We start from the raw sequence: 15,623 nt of genomic DNA, 5'->3' as shown, positions 1-15,623 counted from the left end.
TATTTTTAAGCGCAAAAGGAGCATCCACTGGCTGAAACTTTAACCTAGAGGACAGCTCCGTTTCTATTAATTCTGCTTTGCAATTCGTTTGCGAATAAACCAAACGATAGCAGCTATTCCTGCAAATGCAATTAAAAAGTAGACAATGTTAGAATAAACATCCATATAATGAACAATATTTTCCCACGATCCCCCTACCATTGCACCTATTTTAATTAAAATAAAATTCCAAATAAGTGTTCCGATTGTAGTCAGAAGTAAAAAGATTCCAAAATTCATACGAGCCATTCCGGCAGGCAAGGAAATTAAACTTCTGATAAGGGGAATGAACCGGCAAAAAAAGACAGTCCAGTTACCGTATTTAGTAAACCAGCTATTTGCTTTATGCAAATCATCTTTTGTTAAACGAACAATATGGCCGTATTTATCAATTATTTTTTCCATTCGATTCATATCAAGAAATGATCCGATCCAATAAAGAATAATTGCTCCAACAACAGAACCAATTGTTGAAATAGCTACTACTCCAGCTATAGAAAGACTTGTAGTTGTAGTCATAAAGCCACCAAATGTCAAAATGACTTCTGATGGAATAGGAGGAAAAATATTTTCCAATGTAATGAGTAGAAAAATTCCAAAGTACCCAAATTCCTCCATCATATTTGTAATCCAATTTTCCATGCAACACACTCCTTGAAATGATTGATTATATAAATCAGCTGATTAATTTAGCTCGCTTATTCGGACAGTAAGGATTCCTGCAGACTGATTGTTAAGCAACATACTAAAATCAATAATAGTATGAGGAGAAAAAAGATCCTCCTAGAATAGTAATATAAAATATTGGTTTTGTGAAATCATTTCATTAAAAACAAATGAAAATTTAATGAAAGTATAATGAAAAACAAAAACAGAAAAATAATTTTGTATTTAGAAGATATTATGATATAATTGATAGATTGGAGGTTGGAAGAAAATATTCTGGTTGAGCGTACTTTTTTTTTCGAGGCTATACTAGAAATATGGGAAATAACGATTTGTGCTAGTAAATCTGTTTTAATAAAGGAGAATGCCATATGTTAGCGAAAATAAAAAAAGTGAAGTTTGAACCAGATGCGTTAAATGATAAACCTCATTACAAAGTATTGCTTGAATGCTCCAAAGGAAATCACTTGTTTATTCACTTCGATTATACTCCGACCCGCAAAAAATTTATTCCATTATTATTTGAATTTCGTGGTGAAAATAAAGGAGCCAGATTGGATTGGTATACAAAAAGAGTGGAAAATATGACAGTTGATCATTTTCTTGAAACAATTGCCGAAAAAGTTAATAAAAAATATAACTATAAATTACATTAATAAATAGGCCCATTAGATTTATATATTTAATGACCAAATCGAATGAGCCTGTTGTTTTATTATAATAGTGAAACAAAAAATGATTATTTGATTGTATCTGCAAATTTGTTTTTTATTTTTACGATAAAATAGATGCAGAAGATAGCTGAAATAAGAAGCAGCAATTCAATTAATAGTAAATTTTATGCCTGTTGATACAAAGCAGGCATGAAATTTACTGCTGCATGAAAAAGAATCGCATATAAAACGCATTTAGAATAATTTTGTTTAACGACGTAAAGAACAGCTAAGGAGAATGCGATATATAATGTCAATGCAAAAATGCGCATTAGTAAATTGAGCTTGTATTGCAACAGGGAATGTGTGATCTACCTACGCTGCTGCTTAAAGTCCATGATTGGACCATACTATACAAAGTGATAGAGCTTAGAGCCCGTGATATTCCCCAATTAAAACAGCTTCCCCCATGTCCTCAAACCGTATGAAAGGTCATCTCCGTATCGATAATTCTTTTTTAATAAAAGATTAAAAGCAAAAAACGTCCTATTTCTTCAAAAACTTCAGCACCAGACCACCATATCATGCAAACAGATAAGGATTTGTACAGAAATGCTTATATATATTTCAGTCATCCCCCTTTATATAATAACTGAAAATGGAGTCAATTAAGCTTGCGATCAGCAAAAAAAACTAGCTGATCAGCTAGTCGGAAAATCACAAAAGTTGATAAAATCTTTTAGAAATATGCTATTCCATTCCTATCTGCCGCTTTGAGTTAGAATAAACACCATCACAAAAAGTATTTAAAGATTAATCCCGATTATTTAGTAAGCTTTTTTCGATCTTCTATTTGTGGAGGCTCTTCCATCCAGCCGTTTTTGATTAAAATTTCTCCCCCTTTTCTAGCAAAAGAATATATGTCGTTTGCCAGAAGCGTCATTTTGGCCGGCAAATCATTTCGAAGACTGAATGCTCCGCCTAAGGCGTTGCTTCCAAGCCCAAAGGATGTTAATAAACTTGTATTATACAGCATTAATTTTTCAGAAAATGGCGGAGTTTTTGATGTTGTCGTTTTTCCTGCATGCGTTGCTGGCGGTTCAATATAACTTTGACGAAGAAATTCTCCTAAATTAATTTCTATTTTTTTCGATAAGTCCATTCCTTTTACTAAATATTCCTTTACTTCCTCTGTGGTCGCAGTCTGTGCAAATCCAATCATCAGCTGCATTCCGACAAGATTTGTCTCAATTGTATGATGAATAAGGGAAACTTCCACGGTATTTAATGATCTGGTGTCGTTGAATAAATGAAACCCATTCATATATTGTTTGTCTTTTACAAAGTTTACTTCTTTTGGCATAGTAACAAAAGGTGGTCTTGCTAAAATGCCTTTTTGCAGGAGAAATTGTGTTGTTTTATTGTTCATTTCTTGTGAATGTGCCGTAAAAGCAATAAATAACTCATTAATGTCTTTTCGATAGGACATGTTCGTGAAGAGCGCATATAAACTGCTTTCTAGTTTTGTCATCATATGCAAATACATCATATCATAATAAAAATCAAATAATTTTGGAACTTCTTTATACACATCTTGTTCTGTAAAGCCGAGGGGAGTGACAGCACCTTCTTCCTGCAGAATATTTGCTATTTTAGCCATATCTTTTTCTGACTGCTGAAAGTGTGATACTAAAAGTTCTTTTTCTTCTCCGGTGGCATGTTCAATAAAATGAGTCAATATTCTCATAATCATTGTTTTTTCTTGATAAGCCATCCATAAATTAGCTAATTCTGAAGATGTAATAGGTATTTGATTCTCATTCATAATAAATAGCCTCCATGTTTTTTTTTACTATTTCCTAATCATTAAAAATCTATCCTGCATTATACTTAATATGTTGTATTACATTAATAGAGAGTATTAAAGGAAAAAGTAGGGAGAGAGAAAAGAGGAAATGAAAAAAATATTTGGTTTTCCAGTTGATAAGGAAACAAGGTGCATTCATTATCATGGAGAGGTGGATGTTATTGCGATTAAATTTTTTTGCTGCAATCATTATTATCCTTGTTATAAATGTCATGAAGAAGAAGCTAATCATCCAATAAAGCGGTGGCCAAAGCAGCGATTTGATGAAAAAGCAATTTTATGTGGTGTATGCAAAATGGAACATACTATTAACGCATATAAAAATATGAAGGTTTGTTCAAATTGTGGAGCGAAATTTAATGACAGATGTGAACTTCATTATCCATTGTATTTTGAAGAGGAAAAATAGTATCATGTTTGTTTTGGTAAATATGCCCTTTTAGTTTCGCCTTTAAGCATTCGGGAATAGATAAATTAAATTATTGAATTAAAGGAGGAACATAAGATGGAAAAAAATATTGCAAGTAAAATAGAAAATAAGCTGAATCAGATGGATGGCAAAGAAAAAGAAGCTATTCTGGATAATTTTACAGAGTTTAAAAGCTTTTTGGCAGATAAAGTGGCAAAAGCAGAAAATCTTGGTCTGGATGAAGAACAGTTAGCAAAAGCAGAAAATCTTGGTCTGGATGAAGAACAGTTAGCAAAAGCAGCACAAAAAATTGGCGATTATCTTGCAAAGAAAGAAGAACCGAAAAACCGTGAAGAAAAACTGCTGCAAGAACTTTGGAAAGCAGGAAATGAAGAGGAGCAGCATAAATTAGCGCATATGCTTGTAAAGCTAGTCAGCTAATTTAAGAGAAGCGCCCAGTGATAGAGAATATTAGAAGATATTTGCCAATAAGCCAATCAGAACCTTTAAATGTTCTGATTGGCTTATTGGCTTTATTAACGATGGGAGAATCAGCGGAATACATCTTTCTATAAAAAATATATTTTTATTAAAACAGAATAGTTACTTCTTTTTTTGGGATGCGCGAATCGGTACATGCTTCGGCCTTTGGGGAAATGAAACACTATCTTCCGCTGTTGTTGTTAAATCATTTCGTTGATCAAGCACTTTTCCAGTAAATTCAACAGGATTTCTATTTTGCATTTTTTTCACCTCCACCTTATTAGCATGGATTAAAATGAATCAGTAATGCAAAAAAATAAAACCTGGCTAATTTCACCTGTAGTTATTTAATTTTGCGCATTTGAAAGAAAAAGATGTATATATTGTATATTATCTAGATGATTCTAGTATTTTTCCTGATTTTTTTTGCTGTAAGCTTTATCATTAATTAAATAAAAAGAATTTATAATAGAAACAAGCTGCTTTTCATAAGACAATTCATCTTATGAAAAGCAGCTTGTTTAATTTTCAGTCGGATGATCCGGACCTTGCAAATCTAATTGATAAAAGCTTAGATCCAACCATTTTTCAAATTTATAGCCTGCTCGTTTAATAGTTCCTGCATGATAAAATCCTAATTTTTTATGGGCTAAAATGCTTTTTTCATTGTTTGCATCAATGCCGGCTATAAGGGTTGCATACTTTTGTGATTCGGCAACAGCAATTAATGCTTTTAATAATTTTGTGCCAATTCCTTTTTTTCGGAATTCTTTATGTACATAAACAGAATGTTCAATCGTATATTTAAAACCAGGCCAAGGACGAAATTGGCCATATGTGGCAAAACCCATCACGATATTATTTTCTTCAAAAACAAGTACAGGATAACCATCCTCTACTTTTTGTTTATACCAAATTTTTCTATCTTGAAGTGTTTGAGGAGTATAGCTGTAGACAGCAGTTGTATGGATAATCGCATCATTATAAATTTCCAATACTTCTGGCAGATCTTTTTCTTGCATGTCTCTGATCATTTTTATCCATCCCTTTACAACATAATATTAAGTAGTATATCATTTTTTTCTGGAGTCATAGAAGAAATTTCACAAAAGTTTAGAAAATAAAAAGGGTGGAGAGGAAATAAGGGTTATAAGGGAGGAACGGCTAGAGAAGTTGCCAGTTGATAATTTTTCTTTTGCTTATTAATTCAATAGTTTCAAAAACAGCCGCACAAGAAACCGAATGAAGAAAAGTAATGGTTCGGTCAGCTCTAAGATCTATTCTACCTGGATCAAATGGACCCTTTTTTTATCATCTCCTTTTAAACAAAGTAGTGGCGGTAAATTAGGGCAATAGCCATAAGGAGTAGGCTAAGGAGCAAAAGAGTGGAAAGAGCGATTGATTTTGCTAAAGTTTTAAAAAGAAAATAAAGAAGCAAAAAGAGCAGGATAAGCAGAATAAACGAAAGATAGGATGAAAACAATTGCTATTCTCCTTTACAGTACTAGATGGATAAGATAAAAATGGTTTAGACATGTTTCTTCCTTTTTTTTTCTTTTATATCATGCGCTTTTGCAAGATTGTGCACTTTTGTAGAAATAACATCTGATGAAAGTCTTTCTTTTAATGTAGGGAATACTTGGCCGACATAATCTTCCAAACTTTTACGATAATAGCTTTCTTGCATATATAATTGAAAGGAGCAGGAAACCCTTACATATATTTGATTGTTTTTTTCAAAAGGTTCGGAAATAGCAAGAACTTTAAATTTATCCCGATAAGGATTTTTGATTTTATTAATTTTATTCGTGATATATTGTTGATATGTAGGCGATTTTGTGGTTCGATAATAAAAATCGACAATTCCACTTGCATAAATCATAAATGATTCTCCTTAACAGCAAAGATAATTAAGATTATATCATGTATTAATAGATATCTTAACAATTTTATTGAGAGAAAGAAAACCATCGTTTTGTCGAGAGAAGCAGCATGGAGGGGAATAGGAAATGAAAGAGAAGTACTTGTATGGTGGCAAAATATTAAGGGGGAAACATGCAGCAGTAGGAAAAATGGTATTATCGATGATTATATTTGGATCGATTGGATTTTTTTCGGAGCGCAGTAATTTGCCTGCTTTAGAACTAGTATTTGTTCGTTGTGTTTGTGCAACTTTTTTTTTATTGCTTGTTTGGTTATGGAGTGGGAAATATAAACAAGAAAAATGGAAAAGAAACGAAGTGATTCAAACATTATTATGCGGAGTTTGTCTTGTGTTAAATTGGGTGTTTTTATTTAAGGCATTTGAGGAGTCATCGATTACCGTTGCGATTTCTGTTTATCATATTGCGCCAATTTTTGTTTTAATTATCGGTAGTATTGTTTTTAGAGAAAAGTTAACAATTGTTTCCGCAATCTCCATTCTGATTTGTTTTATCGGATCCATCTTCATTTCTGGCATTACAAAAGCTGATTCATTGGAGAGCATTATATCATCTGGTGTTATATGGGGAATAGGAGCTGCTGTGTTTTATGCATTTACTACTCTGCTTGGCAAAGGAATAAAAACTTTAAGTGCTTATTGTATAACGTTTCTGCAAACAATGCTTGGCATTTGCATGTTAATGCCATTTGTTGATTTTTCAGCATTTGCTGATTTGACAACAAATAATTGGATAATTGTTTTAATGACAGGTCTTATACATACAGGAATTGTATATTTGCTGTTTTTTGATAGTTTGCGATATTTATCAGCAAAAGTTATTTCTATTTTAGTATTTTTGGATCCTTTTGTGGCCATTCTTTTGGATATTGTTTTTACAGGTTTCCATCCAGATATGGTTCAGTCATTTGGAGTGATATTTATTTTTGCTGCTGTTTTATTAACATTAGTAAAAGGAAAGGAACAGGCGACTGCATAAAGATATTGCTTTGGAGAAAATAAAACAATTTAATAACATTAAATTAGTGGAAAACGATATGAAATTGGCGCAAAAGGCATTCTCTGAACCTTATTAAACATAGTAAAAGAATGTGTTTATGGCAACGTGAATACATTCTTTTTTATATTTGGCTATGTTAAAGCTTATTGTTGGCTTAGGGACATTTTATTGATTGGAGCCGACGCCTCTCGCTGCAATAAACAGGGGATTTTAACAAATCCTTCTATTTATCACACAGTAACGGGCTTTTGACCCCCTGTAAGAGAAATCTAGGTAGGGGATAACAGCCCATAGAAGCCTGATTGGTTCAACTAACAATCAGTGGAGGATGAATAAACCCCCTCACTGATTGAAGTTTCACTTTATAAGGGATAGGGTTCATTCTTGATAGAAGTGTATTTTCCTGTTACAATTTACATAATTAATAAGAAATGGAGGGTATCCTTTATGGCATCTGTAAGACTTCGATTCCAAACTTTGAACCGTTAACTCAATATGTTCAAAAGCTCTGTCTGCTTATGCAGAGTACAAGGGATTAGTCTGCCTGTTTAAGGAAAACCTAATTTTACGGATGATAGTAAAAAGAGGGGAGAGATGCCTCTCTTTTTTTTCTGCAAAATAAGAGAATCTTAGACAAAAATAGTGAGTGGAAGCTATGTTTCTTTGATGAATAAACAACGCTTGGTCAAATCCTTTTACTTAAACACGGGCAGATACCTGTGCGTTTTTTTATGAAAAAAACATTGTGAATATCCTTTTGATGGAAAAAATTAAATGTATCAATAAATCAGTGTACTAGTTAAAAAAGAAGAGGAGTGTTTGAAATTGACACAAATAAATGAGCAAAAATTAGATAATTGGAGGCGGAATATTGTCCTTTTTCTAACAAGTCAAACAATATCCTTATTTGGCTCATCCATTGTCCAATATGCAATTATGTGGAATATAACATTAAATACACAGTCAGGAGTGATGATGACCATCGCAATTATTTGCGGTTTTGTTCCAACTTTTTTTCTTTCTCCATTTGCGGGAGTCTGGGCTGATCGCTATAATAGAAAACTTCTCATCATGTTATCTGATTCTGTGATTGCCCTTTCTACACTGATTCTTGCTATTCTTTATCTTTTAGGATATGACGAAATTTGGCTGCTGTTTGTCATCTCAGCAGTTAGGGCATTAGGAACGGGTGTTCAAACACCAGCGGTTGGAGCGATTTTGCCTCAGCTGGTGCCAGAAGATAAATTGATGAAGGTTAATGGAACAAATGGAAGCATTCAAGCATTTGTGATGCTTGTTGCCCCGATGGTTAGTGGCGCTTTGCTTACCTTCAGCTCACTTAAATTTATTTTCTTTATTGATGTTGTAACAGCAGCCATTGCTGTTTTGACTTTATGGTTGTTTTTGCCTATCCCTTCGCATGATAAAGCGATAGAACAATCATCTACCAGTTATTATGATGATTTAAAACAAGGATTTATGTATATTAAAAATCATGATTTTATCAAAAAGTTTTTTTTGTTTTTTACTTTTTTCTTTATTTTGGCTGCACCTGTTGCCTTTTTAACTCCACTTCAAGTAACTCGGAGTTTCGGCAATGATGTTTGGCGGTTAACAGCAATTGAAATTATATTCGCAATTGGTATGATGCTTGGTGGAATAATCATAGCTTCTTGGGGAGGGTTTAAAAATAAGACCTATACGATGACCCTTTCTAGTCTGATTATGGGACTTTCTACATTTGCCCTTGGAGTTATTCCTGTTTTTTGGATTTATTTAGTGTTCATGGGGATTGTCGGTATTGCGATGCCTATCTTTAATACTCCAGCAAATGTTTTATTGCAGGAAAAAGTAGAGCCGGATTTTCTTGGAAGAGTATTTGGTGTTTTAGGAATGATTTCTACTTCGATGATGCCGCTAGGAATGCTTGTATTTGGACCAATTGCCGATGTTATCAGAATAGAATGGCTCCTTATATTTACAGGCATTTTATTATTTATGCAAAGCTTCTTTTTAATTGGAAGCAAAGTGCTGCTTGAAGCAGGAAAGCCGGCTGGGAAAGAAGGGGATTAATTTATAATTTGTAAAAAATGGATAAGCTGATTTAGCGCTTATCTGTTTTTTTATGGTTGTTTTCTTTATTTTAATAATCAAAAAAGAAAAGCTTTTATCGATACTCGCCTTTTTAGGAATTATTTATATAATCAATGATGCTTCCAGCTAACCTTTTATTATAGCAATTTAAGCATCATTTATGAAAAATATAATTCATGGAAGTCTTTTTCTTTTATATTGTTTTTATTTGCTGCTTTTTTAATAGAAAATTGTGCTAGAGTTAATAAATTTCCGCCTTTTTTATATAAGAAAAAAGTTGTTGTTTTTAGGTAGGAGCATTCCCCATTTAGTAAGAATTTTTTTAGCAGGAGCACTTATGAAACTTAAGACTTAAGCATGGCTGATATGATAGCTGTGCTTAAATCTTAGGTCATCATCTAGTGGCTGTTTGCTGCTAATTTGGCTCCACATGCACATGGACTTCATACACATCATGTTTTTCTATTAAAATATTTTCTACTTTTGTGGAAATATCATGGGCATCGCGCAGTTCTAAAGTGGAATTAACAAGGATAACAATATCTACAACGGTATTGTTGCCATAGTTTCTTGCTCGAATATCTTTTACTCCTTTTACTCCAAAGGTATTTAGAATAGTTGTTTTGTATTCTTTTATTAAATCCTCATCAAAACCATCTGTTAAATAATGAGAAGCATCACGGAATATTTCCCATGCGGTTCTGCAAATAAGGAAGCCAACAATTGCAGCAGCAAAAGGATCGAGCCAAGGAAGCTGAAATTGTGCTCCAATAATCCCGATTGCTGTGCCAATACTAACCCAAGCATCGGAGAGATTGTCTTTTGCAGCAGCCATAACAGATTGGCTATTAATTTTTGTGGCTAATTTTTTATTGTAGCGATAGACAAAATACATAATAACAGCGCAGAATAAACCGACTGCTGCTGCAAGGGCATCTGGAGATTCTGATTTCCCCTCCCATACGGAAATGATTGCCTCATATAAAACTTGTAGGCCAACTGCCATCATAATAAAAGAAGCGATCATGGATGCGACTGTTTCTGATTTCCAGTGGCCATAACGATGATCCGCATCCGCTGGTTTTTGTGATATTTTTAAACCGATTAAGACAGCAAGTGATGCAACAATATCTGTAGCATTATTTAATCCATCTGCTTTTAGCGCATCTGAATTTGTTGTTATGCCAATTAAATATTTCAAAGAAGATAAACATATGTAGGCAATGATGCTGATAATGGCTCCCTTTTCGCCCAATTTTAAATCATTGTATTTTTTTTGCTCCATATCTTGTCCTCCGTCTTCATCCTCTTTGTCCATCATAGCAGGATAAGTTGAGATGGGTCTACAGCAACCTTTTTTCCTTTGACTATACAATTATTATGCAGGAAAAAAAGTTTCTTTAAGCAAATAAATTTAGGATAAAAATTTTTGCAAATAGTATTTTCACATTAAATTCAAAAAATAGTGGTTGAAGAATGCAGAAAAATTTGATAACATGAAGTCATTCAAAAGGCTGTATGTAACTGGCGAAGCACGGAGAACCGTGAGGGAGCATACAGTGTCGTAGCCGTTCGCCTGGGCAGAGGTAAGGGAATCTCCCTTGCCTCTTTCTGTTTAATAGGAGGGGAGATTTAAGGCTATTTGATTCTTTATATTTGGAAAATTGCGAAAATTATTATTGTAGATTAAGATGCCGATTAAGTTAGTGAAATTTAATTAATTTTAATAAAGAGGAGCAATAAAACATGAGCACAAAGCTACTAAATAAAATGAAAACAATTAAAACATTAAATAACATTGCAGAAAATGGTTTGAAGGTATTCAATAAAGAGAACTATGTTATTGATAATGACAGCGACAATCCAGATGCTATTGTTGTTCGCAGCTTTAACATGCATCAAACTGCACTTGGCAATGATTTAAAAGCAATTGCACGTGCCGGTGCGGGTGTTAATAATATTCCTGTTGAGAAATGCACAGAACAAGGAATTGTTGTATTTAATACACCTGGAGCAAATGCAAATGCAGTAAAAGAGATGGTATTAACATGCTTGATGGCTTCATCTCGAAATCTTTTTGATGGAGTAGCTTGGGCAAAAACATTGGTAAATGAAGGAGATCAAATTCCTAAGCTTGTTGAAGCAGGAAAAAAACAATTTGTCGGCAATGAAATCAAAGGAAAAACATTGGGTGTTATTGGTTTAGGTGCAATTGGAGCACTTGTAGCAAATAATGCATTGGACTTAGACATGGACGTAATTGGTTTTGATCCATTTATTTCTATTGATACAGCATGGAATTTATCTCGAAATGTGCAGCGGGCAATGACAATTGAAGAATTGTTTGCAAATGCTGATTATATTACGGTGCATGTTCCTTTAACAAATGATACAAAAGGAATGTTTAACCAAGGCACTTTCAGCATTATGAAACCAGGTGTTCAAATTCTTAATTTCTCTCGCGGAGAACTTGTAAACGAAACAGATATGGAGCAAGCCCTTGAAAATGGAAAAGTAGGCAGATATATTACAGATTTCCCAAATGAAAAAGTGTTGAACATGAAAAATATGATTCCAGTTCCTCACCTTGGAGCTTCTACAGCTGAATCTGAAGAGAACTGTGCGATTATGGCTGCTCGTCAAGTGAAGGATTTCTTAGAAACTGGCAATATCAAAAACTCTGTCAACTTCCCAGGAGTATACCTTCCATATACAGGAAAACAACGTGTTGCGGCATTCCATAAAAATGTCCCTAATATGGTAGGGCAAATGACATTGGCAATCTCTAGTTTAAACTTGAATATCGCTGATATGGTAAACAGAAGCAGAGGAGAATACGCTTATACAATGATTGATATAGATAATGAAGTAAATGGCGATATTTTGCCAGCTTTATATGACAAAATTGCTCAAATCGAAGGCGTTGTATCAACACGTCTTATCTAAAGAGTTGATACTAAGGTGCCTAGCAAAAGAACCTCCATTTGGTGATAGAGGTTCTTTTTGCTGGGAAATAGTGGTGTTTATGGTTTCACTACCGTTTTTGTTGCTTTGCTGCTAACATTTCCTGCTTTATCTTTAGCGGTAACAGTAAGAACCGTGCCTTTTTTTTGTGCTTTTATTTTTACTGAATAGTTTCCTTTTGAGGAAGCTTTATTAGACCCGAGCGTTTTGCTGCCAGCTTTAACTGTTACCGCAGAACCGGCTTCCGCTTTTCCTGTAACCACTTTATCATTGCTGTCTACTTTATTTATAGTTGGTTTATTTGGAGGAACAACATCCATAACGGTAACTGTTGCAGTTCCACTAACATTTCCAGATGAATCTTTAGCAGAAGCAGAAATTTTTATTCCTGCTTTTTGAACAGCTATTTTGGCAGTAAATGCTCCTTTTGAAGTTGTTTTTGCAGATCCGATTTTTTTGCTGCCGACTTTGACAGTTACAGTAGAATTAGCTTCTGCTTTCCCTGTAACCACTTTATCATTATTATCTACCTTATTTACTTTAGGTTTGGCTGGTGCAACGTTATCGAAAAAGGCGGGAGCTATGCCGTAAAAGTCGTTTTCTGTGTTATCATCATAATCATATTCATAGTCTCCATCTATAACTCCTATATAATAGGTTCCTGCTTTTGCTTGATAGCCTTGAACTTCTACTCCATCATTATAATCATATCCTATGTATACTAGCTTATTGCTATTTACAAAATCTTTTTGCACGGCAACGAACTGCAGATCAATAGAATAGGAATAAGAAGCACCGCCGACTAATAATACTCCATCTTTTGGCACTACCACTTTATGAAAATCAATATCTCCGTACGGAAGCAATTGGCCAAAAGTTGTTTTGTCATAGGATGTAGTGTTGGCGTAAGGAAAATCATTATTTGGTTCTTTTTCCAGTATGTAGTCATTGGAACTTGTGCTGATTTTTCCTATGTTATTAGTTTTTTTGGGAGAAGATTGCATTTCTTTTGCCAGTTGCTTAAATGTAGAAGAATTGGTAATTATAGATGTAAGTGGTTTTTTTTCTGGGTTTTCTATAACTAGACTAGATAATGTATCAGTGTTTTCTTTTGCTGTAGCTGAAGATGCAAATAAAGCTAACGAAATGAGCCCAATAGAGATACAAGAAAAAATATTATTTTTACGCACAAAATCCCCTCCAATAGTTTGTTATAAAGAATTTATCACGCACTAACGGGTTTTTGTCCCCCACCTAAGGGATTGTAAGAGAAAACGAGAAATCTAAGGTGGGTAGAAACTTGCCCATAAAAGCCTGATTGGTTCCACTAACAATCAGTGGGGACGTAGAAAACCCTTACTGATTGAAGTTTCACTTTATTTTTATATTACTATATCAATCTATTAAATATCCAGATATTTCAAATTGTATTTTCCGACAAAAAAATTAAAAAGAAGAATGATGGAAAAGTAGGCATAAAAAAGAGCTGGTTAGTTCCAGCTCTTTTGTAAATTAATGATTCATTCTTGCACTAGTTCTTGTTTCAGTTGCTGATTTAGAAGTGAATAATAAAGATAGATTTAAAAGACCAGCAATACCGACTAAAGCATAAATAATTCTGGATAATGCAGCATCTTGACCGCCAAAGATGGCAGCAATAAGATCAAATTGGAAGAAACCTACTAGCCCCCAGTTCACCGCTCCTATAATAACAAGAACCAATGAAATTTTTTGTAAAACGCTCATCATTTATTCCTCCTTTAAGTTAATAAATTGATAATCTATTGATTACTCTCTATATACACTTGCAGAAGATGTATAAACCTTTTAATTTAAAATGGAAAAAATTAACCAAAAAAATCGCTGTATGGAATGCAGTTTAGTTAAATAAGTAAAAATCTATTGTTTATGGAATATAAAAAAAGAAAGGAGCAAAAGATAAGGAGATAAAATAATAAAACAAGGAGAGTTGGATAATGGAACAAACACTTTATGAAAAAGTTGGAGGAGACAAAGGTATTGAAAAAGTAGTGGAGTATTTTTACCATGAGTTGGTATTAAAAGATGATACCGTTAGCCATTTTTTCAAAAATACAGATATGAAAAAACAAATTGGCCATCAAACGAAATTTATTAGTTTTGCATTAGGTGGTCCAAAACAGTATGCAGGAAAATCAATGGAAAAAGCGCATAAAGGAATGAATATTCAGCCAGCCCACTTTGATGCAATTGCTACACATCTTCATGATGCTTTAGCACATTTTGGGGTGGAAGAAGCAGATATTGATACTGCATTAACAAAAGTTGCTTCTTTAAGAGATGACATACAATATAAATAATGTTTACTTTTCATAAAAAGAACGATTCTTTTTGAATCGTTCTTTTTATATGTTTTGAAAAGGGTTTCTATATAGGATGCCGAATAATATAAAAGGAGGTGGAAAAATGAAATCATACTTAAAAGAAGTGCGTTGGGGAATTATCGGCTGTGGAGATGTGACTGAAGTAAAAAGCGGACCTGCCCTGCAGCAAGCAGAAAATTCACAGATCGCAGCAGTTATGAGAAGAAATGGAGAACTTGCAAAAGACTATGCAATGCGCCATCAAATCAAAAAATGGTATGATGATGCAGATGCATTAATTAATGATCCAGAGGTTAATGCCATTTATATTGCAACACCTCCTAACGTACATAATGAATATACGATAAAAGCAGCAAAAGCAGGAAAGCCTGTATATGTAGAAAAGCCGATGGCCCGCACTGCAACAGAGTGTTTAGAGATGATAGAAATTTGCAAAAAAGGAGATGTTTCTTTATTTGTGGCCTATTATCGCCGCACATTGCCGCGTTTTCGAAAGATAAAAGAAATAATAGAAAGCGGTGTGCTTGGTGAACTTCGTTTTGTTCAGACAACGCACTTCCAGAAAGCAGACAATGAAGTGCAAACTCCTAAAGAACAGCCTTGGCGTGTAAATCCAGAAATAGCTGGGGGAGGGTTGTTTCTTGACCTTGCAAGCCATACACTGGATATTCTTGATTATTTGCTTGGTCCTATTAAAGAAGTAAAGGGAATTGCATCTAATCAAAATGGTGCATACGATGCAGAGGATATCGTCACAGGCACGTATTTATTTGAATCAGGCATACATGGAATGGGAACATGGTGTTTTGCCGCTTTTGACCATATGGATAAAAATGAAATTATCGGCAGCAAAGGAAAACTAACCTTTTCAACTTTTGGCGATAGCTCTATTACATTATCAACAGCAAAAGGACAGAAACAATGGACAATAAAAAATCCACGCCATATTCAAAAGTATTTGATTCAAGAAATTGTGGATGAATTAATAGGGAAAGGGGGTAGTTCCAGTACGGGAGAAACTGCTGCAAGGACAAATTGGGTAATGGATCAGTTGATTGCAGATTATTATCAAAAATAGAAGCAGGCAAACAGTGCATCATTTCTTTCGATGCACTGTTTTATTAGTTTTTTATGATGCATTCT

Annotated in this window: 17 protein-coding genes and 1 riboswitch; of the genes, 8 read left to right on the top strand and 9 right to left on the bottom strand. The window is 33.9% G+C overall.

Annotation, left to right across the window (positions count from 1 at the left end):
• Positions 1-66: 66 nt before the first annotated feature.
• The gene (locus NCCP28_RS01080; RefSeq protein WP_248559568.1) at positions 67-681 is read right to left on the bottom strand and encodes a DedA family protein; all 615 of its coding nucleotides are present in this window, start codon (positions 679-681) and stop codon (positions 67-69) included.
• 395 nt (positions 682-1,076) lie between these two features.
• Here NCCP28_RS01080 and NCCP28_RS01075 point away from each other — a divergent pair, with 395 nt between their 5' ends.
• Entirely contained in the window at positions 1,077-1,361 is a 285-nt protein-coding gene (locus NCCP28_RS01075) for a hypothetical protein (RefSeq protein WP_248559567.1), read from the top strand.
• Positions 1,362-1,543: 182 nt separating this feature from the next.
• Here the strand turns inward: NCCP28_RS01075 and NCCP28_RS23765 are convergent, their stop codons facing one another.
• Both NCCP28_RS23765 and NCCP28_RS01070 read right to left on the bottom strand, forming a co-directional pair.
• On the bottom strand, positions 1,544-1,714 hold the full coding sequence (locus NCCP28_RS23765) for a YhfC family glutamic-type intramembrane protease (protein ID WP_375709355.1): 171 nt from the start codon (positions 1,712-1,714) through the stop codon (positions 1,544-1,546).
• A gap of 467 nt (positions 1,715-2,181) precedes the next feature.
• Entirely contained in the window at positions 2,182-3,183 is a 1,002-nt protein-coding gene (locus NCCP28_RS01070; RefSeq protein WP_248559566.1) for a DUF3231 family protein, read from the bottom strand.
• Positions 3,184-3,313: 130 nt separating this feature from the next.
• On the opposite strand from NCCP28_RS01070, the gene NCCP28_RS01065 reads away from it, so the two are divergent.
• The gene (locus NCCP28_RS01065; protein ID WP_248559565.1) at positions 3,314-3,634 is read left to right on the top strand and encodes a CHY zinc finger protein; all 321 of its coding nucleotides are present in this window, start codon (positions 3,314-3,316) and stop codon (positions 3,632-3,634) included.
• 96 nt (positions 3,635-3,730) lie between these two features.
• A complete protein-coding gene (locus NCCP28_RS01060; protein WP_248559564.1) occupies positions 3,731-4,075 on the top strand; it encodes a DUF3243 domain-containing protein in 345 nt (114 codons plus the stop codon).
• Positions 4,076-4,237: 162 nt separating this feature from the next.
• Here NCCP28_RS01060 and NCCP28_RS01055 read toward each other — a convergent pair whose 3' ends face one another.
• The 3 genes from NCCP28_RS01055 to NCCP28_RS01045 form a co-directional block, all read right to left on the bottom strand.
• Complete coding sequence (locus tag NCCP28_RS01055) at positions 4,238-4,378, bottom strand: hypothetical protein (protein WP_248559563.1); 141 nt, start codon at positions 4,376-4,378, stop codon at positions 4,238-4,240.
• A gap of 260 nt (positions 4,379-4,638) precedes the next feature.
• Positions 4,639-5,151, bottom strand: a complete 513-nt coding sequence (locus NCCP28_RS01050; RefSeq protein WP_248559562.1) for a GNAT family N-acetyltransferase — start codon at positions 5,149-5,151, stop codon at positions 4,639-4,641.
• 494 nt (positions 5,152-5,645) lie between these two features.
• Positions 5,646-5,999: a hypothetical protein gene (locus NCCP28_RS01045; protein WP_248559561.1), complete on the bottom strand. Its 354-nt coding sequence runs from the start codon at positions 5,997-5,999 to the stop codon at positions 5,646-5,648.
• A gap of 127 nt (positions 6,000-6,126) precedes the next feature.
• On the opposite strand from NCCP28_RS01045, the gene NCCP28_RS01040 reads away from it, so the two are divergent.
• Both NCCP28_RS01040 and NCCP28_RS01035 read left to right on the top strand, forming a co-directional pair.
• Positions 6,127-7,038, top strand: a complete 912-nt coding sequence (locus NCCP28_RS01040) for a DMT family transporter (protein WP_248559560.1) — start codon at positions 6,127-6,129, stop codon at positions 7,036-7,038.
• An 846-nt stretch (positions 7,039-7,884) separates the two neighbouring features.
• Positions 7,885-9,132, top strand: a complete 1,248-nt coding sequence (locus NCCP28_RS01035) for an MFS transporter (protein ID WP_248559559.1) — start codon at positions 7,885-7,887, stop codon at positions 9,130-9,132.
• Positions 9,133-9,568: 436 nt separating this feature from the next.
• Here NCCP28_RS01035 and NCCP28_RS01030 read toward each other — a convergent pair whose 3' ends face one another.
• On the bottom strand, positions 9,569-10,438 hold the full coding sequence (locus NCCP28_RS01030; RefSeq protein ID WP_248559558.1) for a cation diffusion facilitator family transporter: 870 nt from the start codon (positions 10,436-10,438) through the stop codon (positions 9,569-9,571).
• A gap of 225 nt (positions 10,439-10,663) precedes the next feature.
• A riboswitch (ZMP/ZTP riboswitch) is annotated at positions 10,664-10,742 on the top strand.
• 157 nt (positions 10,743-10,899) lie between these two features.
• Between NCCP28_RS01030 and NCCP28_RS01025 the strand changes: the two genes are divergently transcribed.
• A complete protein-coding gene (locus tag NCCP28_RS01025; protein WP_248559557.1) occupies positions 10,900-12,099 on the top strand; it encodes a phosphoglycerate dehydrogenase in 1,200 nt (399 codons plus the stop codon).
• 77 nt (positions 12,100-12,176) lie between these two features.
• Here NCCP28_RS01025 and NCCP28_RS01020 read toward each other — a convergent pair whose 3' ends face one another.
• Both NCCP28_RS01020 and NCCP28_RS01015 read right to left on the bottom strand, forming a co-directional pair.
• On the bottom strand, positions 12,177-13,307 hold the full coding sequence (locus NCCP28_RS01020; RefSeq protein ID WP_248559556.1) for an Ig-like domain-containing protein: 1,131 nt from the start codon (positions 13,305-13,307) through the stop codon (positions 12,177-12,179).
• 322 nt (positions 13,308-13,629) lie between these two features.
• Positions 13,630-13,863 (bottom strand): DUF378 domain-containing protein, encoded by a 234-nt coding sequence (locus tag NCCP28_RS01015; protein WP_248560258.1) that lies wholly within the window; start codon positions 13,861-13,863, stop codon positions 13,630-13,632.
• A gap of 230 nt (positions 13,864-14,093) precedes the next feature.
• On the opposite strand from NCCP28_RS01015, the gene NCCP28_RS01010 reads away from it, so the two are divergent.
• Together NCCP28_RS01010 and NCCP28_RS01005 are read left to right on the top strand one after the other, a co-directional pair.
• A complete protein-coding gene (locus NCCP28_RS01010; RefSeq protein WP_248559555.1) occupies positions 14,094-14,456 on the top strand; it encodes a group I truncated hemoglobin in 363 nt (120 codons plus the stop codon).
• Positions 14,457-14,562: 106 nt separating this feature from the next.
• Positions 14,563-15,558, top strand: a complete 996-nt coding sequence (locus tag NCCP28_RS01005) for a Gfo/Idh/MocA family protein (protein WP_248559554.1) — start codon at positions 14,563-14,565, stop codon at positions 15,556-15,558.
• Positions 15,559-15,623 lie beyond the last annotated feature (65 nt).

It is taken from the genome of Niallia sp. NCCP-28, assembly GCF_023168165.1.
In the GTDB taxonomy this organism is placed as follows: domain Bacteria; phylum Bacillota; class Bacilli; order Bacillales; family Cytobacillaceae; genus Niallia.
This window is presented reverse-complemented; position numbering and strand designations above follow the sequence as displayed.